The organism is Shewanella sp. SG44-6, from assembly GCF_014164185.1.
Lineage (GTDB): Bacteria > Pseudomonadota > Gammaproteobacteria > Enterobacterales > Shewanellaceae > Shewanella > Shewanella vesiculosa.
In genome coordinates this window covers 1-5,920 of sequence record NZ_JACJER010000195.1, presented here as the reverse complement: position 1 = coordinate 5,920, position 5,920 = coordinate 1, and the positions used below count along the sequence as shown (strand labels likewise).

Here is a 5,920-nt window from a genome sequence, read left to right as displayed (position 1 = left end):
TCGAAGCATCCCCAATAGACACTTGGGTGCTAAAAAATCAAGGTGAAGGCGGTGGCAATTGCCTGTTTGGTGCCGATATTTCACATGAATTAGCCGAGTTAGAACCCGCGCAATACCAAGCATGGACACTGATGCGCCGCTTACACCCTAGACCGAGAGCAACACCAGCCTTAGTGGTGCGTAACGGCAAGATAGAAACCATAAATGACATGATCCCTGAAATAGGCATGTTCACCGTCCACATTGATGGCGAGCCAGTGATGGAGGATAGCTCTAATCGCGACAACCCCGGTTATGCGGGATATTTAGTTCGCAGCAAATCGGCCATGGTGACTGAGGGTGGAGTTCACAGCGGCCAAGGGGTATTAGATTCGCTGATGTTTAGCGACTGAAGAAAACAACATTATTAAGCATAAATTGCTAAACTGGCTGATTCAACAGCATGTTTCACCGTATGAACGTTATATGACATATAACTTTGATACGTCTACTACTCGCGGACAGCACTTAGAAATGCCTAGCACTAAGTGCTATCTTTAACTAATCAATAATTGCCTAATAAAAACTCTAAGAATCTGATTCTCAAAAGTATTACATCTCTCTTTTCGACATAAATTAGCCCATCAGTATTGAAACGACCAAAAATCACGTCTATTCACAATTTTGTAATATAACTCTGATATATTGATTGCGTATTACCAATACCAACCATTTAGGAAATCTGAAATGAAAATCAAGATTAGAAACGTGATCCTTGGAACTGCAGTGATGCTCGCTTTACCACAAGCAATGGCGCGGGATTTAGTCAAAGTTGATGGTTCAAGTACTGTATTCCCTGCTACTGAAGCCGTTGCTGAAGAATTTCAGCAAGCAGAGAAGGGTAAAACCATGGTAACAGTAGGTATTTCCGGTACTGGTGGTGGCTTTAAAAAGTTCTGCCGTGGAGAGACTGATATATCAAACGCATCTCGCCCAATTAAAGACTCCGAAAAAAAATTATGTGCTGAGAACAATATCGAATATATCGAACTCCCCGGCATGTTAGACGCCCTATCAATTGTGATAAACCCTAAAAATGACTGGGTTGACTATCTGACAGTTGATGAACTAAAAAAAATGTATGAGCCTGATGCACAAGGTAAAATAACCAACTGGAATCAAATCCGATCCACCTTCCCAGACAGACCATTGAAACTGTTTGGCGCAGGCACAGATTCAGGTACTTATGACTACTTCGTTGAGGCAGTTGTTGGTGGGAAATCAACTCGCGGCGATTACACTGCAACAGAAGATGACAACGTTATGGTGCAAGGAGTTGCCAGCGACGTCAATGCCGTCGCGTTTTTCGGCTTAGCCTACTACGAAGAAAACCATGACAAATTAAAGGCCGTACCTATTTCATGGAAAGGTGAAAAAGCAGTTTCTCCATCGTCAGAAAATGCGCGTAACGCTTCTTATCAGCCACTATCACGCCCATTATTCATCTATGTCAACAAAAAATCGACTGAAAAAGCACATGTTAATCGCTTTGTTGAATTTTACATGAACAAAGAACATGCCTCTAAACTGATTGCTGAAGTGGGTTATGTTCCGTTGCCAGAGAAAGCCTATGATATGGCATTAGAAAAATACAAAAACAAAGTAACTGGAAGTGTCTTCCATGGTTCAGAAGTCGGTGTAGGTATAGAAGAACTGTTGAAGAGAACACCTGTACATTAATTATGTTGACATATTGATGACAGGGTTAAGGAGTGGCACATTCGTTGCCACTCCTTTGCTTTTGCTAACTTAATATAAAAAAGCTAATTGCAACCTGAAAAACCAGTACCGTGATTTACATCTTGTAACAACAGTAAAACCTTAACCGGTTCGGTATATTGGGGAATATATGACTGAAATAATTTTACAAACTGATCAAAAAAGTCGCCGTTACTCGAATAAAGTTGATCCTAAATTCTTAAAGAGACGCAGTATTTTCAATAAACTCGCTGCATATTTGCTCTTTGCTGCCGCTGCAACATCTGTTTTTGTCACCGCAGGAATTGTTTATGTACTGGTTCGCGACTCTATGCCTTTCTTCGAACAAGTTTCTATTGGAGCATTTTTAACCGATACGCAATGGACTCCGATGTTTGAAAATCCGCAATTTGGGGTAATGACGTTAGTGTCCGCAACACTCACAGTTGCAGGCATCGCTTTACTGATTGCCATTCCTGCTGGAATTGGTTTAGCCATCTATCTGAGCGAATACGCTCGCCCAGCGGTGAGGGAAACGGTTAAGCCACTACTCGAACTACTTGAGGGCGTCCCAACCGTAGTATACGGTTTTTTTGCTCTACTTTTTGTAACACCACTATTGCAATCCTTAATCCCAGAACTTGCCGGATTTAACATGCTTGCACCAGGACTCGTTCTTGGGATCATGATTTTGCCTTACACAGCATCAGTCAGTGAAGATGCAATGCGCTCTGTGCCTATGGGATTAAGAGAGGCAGGGTATGCTTTAGGCTTTTCTCGCTTTAGAGTCGCAACCACTATTGTTATCCCTGCGGCGCTTTCGGGCATTATGGCAGCCTTCACTTTAGGCATGTCTCGTGCGGTAGGGGAAACTATGGTGGTAGCTATCGCAGCAGGACAAAACCCCCACTTTGGATTTAACCCACTCGAAGGTGGCGCAACAATCACTGCTTATATCGTGCAAATGGCTATGGGTGATTTACCCCATGGTTCAATTGGCTATCAATCTGTTTTTGCTGCCGGTCTAGTTCTTTTCGTTATTACATTGATTTTTAACTTATTAAGTTTCTATATGCGTAAACGTTTTAGAGAGATCTACTGATGAAAAATAACAATCAGGCTGACCTATTCAAATTAGTCAATGCAAACAAGAGAACTGACATTGTCATGGCGAGCATAGGTATTTTAGTGCTTGCCATCGCGACCATCTTATTAGCTGCAGTCTTCATCGACCTCATTGCCACAGGCTTACCTAGGCTCGTTAATCCAGAATTCTATACCAATTTTCCTTCACGACATCCTGAAAAGGCCGGAATTATTTCCGCGATTGTTGGCAGTAGTTTAGTTATGCTTGTCACTGCTTGTATAGCAATCCCCTTAGGCGTTGCCGCAGGATTATACTTGGAGGAATATGCACCCAAAAATTGGATGACAGATATCATTGATATCAATGTCAGTAACTTAGCCGGTGTACCATCTATTATTTACGGCTTGTTATCCCTAGGGTTATTTATCTATGGATTTGGTTTAGGAGAAACTATTTTGACTGCAGGTCTCACTCTTGCCCTGCTGATCCTCCCCGTGATCATTGTCGCTACCCGAGAAGCTGTTCGCAGTATTCCACAAGACTTGCGTGAAGCTTCCTATGGATTAGGTGCCGATCGTTGGCAAACGGTTAGAATGTACATTCTTCCCGCAGCACGGCCCGGCATCCTCACAGGGGCGATTGTCGGTTTAGCGAGAGCTATTGGTGAAGCAGCACCTGTTATTACCATTGGTGCCCTGACATTTATTGCATTTTTGCCTGCTTCACCAATTCAATCCACTCCCCCCTTTATTAATTTTGATTGGCTTGAGAGTCCATTTACCTTAATGCCTATCCAACTTTTTAACTGGGTTTCTAGACCACAGGCAGAATTCCACATCAATGCGGCAGCGACAGGCGTCGTTTTAATGGTGATGACCTTAGTAATGAACGGCTTAGCGATTTACATTCGCTTTAAACTTCGTCAAGTTTCCCGCTAATAGGAGCCGATAGAAATGACACATACTATGGCAAAAATGATAAATACATTAACAACTGAAATGAATACCGCCCCTAGCCTTACAGGTGAACAAGTGAATAATACTCCCAAAAATAACTTAAGAGCTGAAGTCAAAGATCTCAGTTTTTTTTATGGTGGAACCATTCAGGCATTAAACAATATCAATCTGCCAATTGCAGATAGAAAAATCACTTCATTAATTGGCCCATCGGGATGCGGTAAGTCAACACTGCTGCGCTGTTTTAATCGGATGCATGACCTTTATCCAGGAAATATGTATCAAGGTGAAATTCGCTTATATCCAGAAAATGAAAACTTAATTGAAATTGATCCAGGTATTGTTCGATTAAGAGTGGGAATGGTCTTTCAAAAACCAAACCCATTTCCTAAATCAATATTTGAAAATGTGGCCGCTGGTCTAAGGGTTCGAGGGATCAATAACAAAGCGATTCTTAATGACAGTGTTGAGCATGCGCTTAAAGGTGCCGCATTATGGAATGAAGTCAAAGACAGATTACATTCTTCTGCTTATGGTTTATCAGGAGGACAACAGCAACGTCTGTGTATCGCTAGAGCCCTCGCTCCAGAACCTGAGATTCTTCTTCTCGATGAGCCAACCTCAGCACTCGATCCCATCGCCACAGCTAAAATTGAAGATTTACTCACGGAACTCCATAACGAAGTCACCATAGTGATAGTCACGCACAATATGCAGCAAGCGGCTCGTATTTCTGATTTTACTGCCTATATGCACATGGGCGATCTTGTCGAGTTCGGTGAAACTCAGGATCTTTTTACTAATCCAAAACAACAACGTACAAATGACTATATTACTGGTCGCTTTGGCTAATAGTTAATTAATATTTTACTTATGAGGCTTTTATGACAGAATCCCATACAATGCGTATATTTGATGAAGATTTACATGCGATAAGCAATGAAGTAATCATACTGTTTAACCACGTAAGAGCAGAAGTTGACAACGCTATCAAAGCGCTAATCACCCAAGATACAGAACTTGCACGCAGTGTTATTGCCAGTGATAAAGACGCTAATTTACAAATGAGTAAAGTCAATTTACACACGGTAAAAGCACTGGCTAGGCAACAGGCGATGGCTGGCGATTTAAGAGCTATCGTTGCAGCCTCTCGTATTGCACCACATCTTGAGCGAATTGGTGATTATGCAAAAGGAACAGCAAAACGCACACTCAAGTTATCTCAACCACTGACAAATGAAATTGAAGCCGAATTAACCTGGATGGCTCAACGCCTTGATGCCATGCTCCTCAGCATTATGGAAGCCTATCAGACTCAAAATGCGGATATGGCAAATATTGCATGGGGAGATGATGATAAGCTCGATACACTTTATGAATCTTTGTTCAGTCATATCCTGCAATTGATGCTGCAAGATAATCATTGGATTGTCGATGGTACACAGTTAATGCTAATTGCCAAAGGATTGGAAAGAGCTGGAGATCATGCGGCAGATATTGCTGAAGAAATTTACTTTATGGTGAAAGGTATTCCTTTACCCCGCCCATAATCTAATGATTTATTTGCTCGATGTAAAAAAGCCCAGGAATTCCCTGGGCCAAAATATCCTGTAGTCAGGGGTACAAGATATTTTAAAATAAATCAATAAGCGGTTTTAACACCAAAACTGCGAATATAAAATACCCTTGGTCCCGTTCCCGCTTCAGGTTTCAACTGCATAGGTTTATGCAATTTAATCAACTGGGATACCTTGCTCTGCGGATCATCTAAATCACCAATCACCCGCGCTTCTGATGGACAAGCGTCAACACAGGCAGGATTCAAACCCTTATCTAGCCTATGATCACAGAAAGTACATTTCTCTGTCGTGCGCTTTGGCCGTATCATCGGATAGGTATCACCCCGCTCTGGGTTTTCATTAGGTGTTGCCTTAGCCCCTGTACGCTTTAGTAGCATAAGTGGAGATACAGTTCCGTTAGCCACTAACTCAGAGTCATCTTGCCACCGACGATGTGGTGTTGCCGCATTAAAACTAATCACGCCGTATGGGCAAGCATTCATACACTTCTTGCAACCAATACATTCATCATTGTTTTGCAGCGTTAAGCCGCGCTTATCTTTGTGCATAGCCCCTGTCGG

At 42.2% G+C, this 5,920-nt stretch carries 6 protein-coding genes and 1 pseudogene; 6 read left to right on the top strand and 1 reads right to left on the bottom strand.

Annotated features, from left to right (window positions below; all coding sequences use genetic code 11):
• The 6 genes and pseudogenes from H5185_RS20885 to phoU form a co-directional block, all read left to right on the top strand.
• Positions 1 to 392, top strand: a pseudogene (locus H5185_RS20885) (glutathione synthetase); the annotation flags it as partial.
• Positions 393 to 726: 334 nt separating this feature from the next.
• Positions 727 to 1,719, top strand: coding sequence for a PstS family phosphate ABC transporter substrate-binding protein (locus H5185_RS20880; RefSeq protein WP_182743061.1), 993 nt, complete (start codon positions 727 to 729; stop codon positions 1,717 to 1,719).
• A gap of 169 nt (positions 1,720 to 1,888) precedes the next feature.
• Positions 1,889 to 2,839 carry a phosphate ABC transporter permease subunit PstC gene (gene pstC, locus H5185_RS20875; protein WP_182743060.1) on the top strand — a complete coding sequence of 317 codons (951 nt, stop codon included), beginning with the start codon at positions 1,889 to 1,891 and terminating at the stop codon, positions 2,837 to 2,839.
• Positions 2,839 to 3,762, top strand: a complete 924-nt coding sequence (gene pstA / locus H5185_RS20870; RefSeq protein WP_182743059.1) for a phosphate ABC transporter permease PstA — start codon at positions 2,839 to 2,841, stop codon at positions 3,760 to 3,762. Before pstC ends, pstA begins: the two co-directional genes overlap by 1 nt.
• A 60-nt stretch (positions 3,763 to 3,822) precedes the next feature.
• Complete coding sequence (gene pstB, locus H5185_RS20865; protein ID WP_182743062.1) at positions 3,823 to 4,632, top strand: phosphate ABC transporter ATP-binding protein PstB; 810 nt, start codon at positions 3,823 to 3,825, stop codon at positions 4,630 to 4,632.
• 32 nt (positions 4,633 to 4,664) lie between these two features.
• Positions 4,665 to 5,330 carry a phosphate signaling complex protein PhoU gene (gene phoU, locus H5185_RS20860; RefSeq protein WP_182743058.1) on the top strand — a complete coding sequence of 222 codons (666 nt, stop codon included), beginning with the start codon at positions 4,665 to 4,667 and terminating at the stop codon, positions 5,328 to 5,330.
• 92 nt (positions 5,331 to 5,422) lie between these two features.
• On the opposite strand, the gene H5185_RS20855 is transcribed toward phoU, so the two are convergent.
• Positions 5,423 to 5,920 (bottom strand): 4Fe-4S dicluster domain-containing protein (locus tag H5185_RS20855; RefSeq protein ID WP_182743057.1); only part of this gene is annotated, 498 nt, incomplete at its 5' end.

Excerpts from the sequence above, each read along its gene's own strand:
- H5185_RS20880 (WP_182743061.1), top strand. The coding sequence starts at position 727 with ATGAAAATCAAGATTAGAAACGTGATCCTTGGAACTGCAGTGATGCTC.
- pstC (WP_182743060.1), top strand. The coding sequence starts at position 1,889 with ATGACTGAAATAATTTTACAAACTGATCAAAAAAGTCGCCGTTACTCG.
- pstA (WP_182743059.1), top strand. The coding sequence starts at position 2,839 with ATGAAAAATAACAATCAGGCTGACCTATTCAAATTAGTCAATGCAAAC.
- pstB (WP_182743062.1), top strand. The coding sequence starts at position 3,823 with ATGAATACCGCCCCTAGCCTTACAGGTGAACAAGTGAATAATACTCCC.
- phoU (WP_182743058.1), top strand. The coding sequence starts at position 4,665 with ATGACAGAATCCCATACAATGCGTATATTTGATGAAGATTTACATGCG.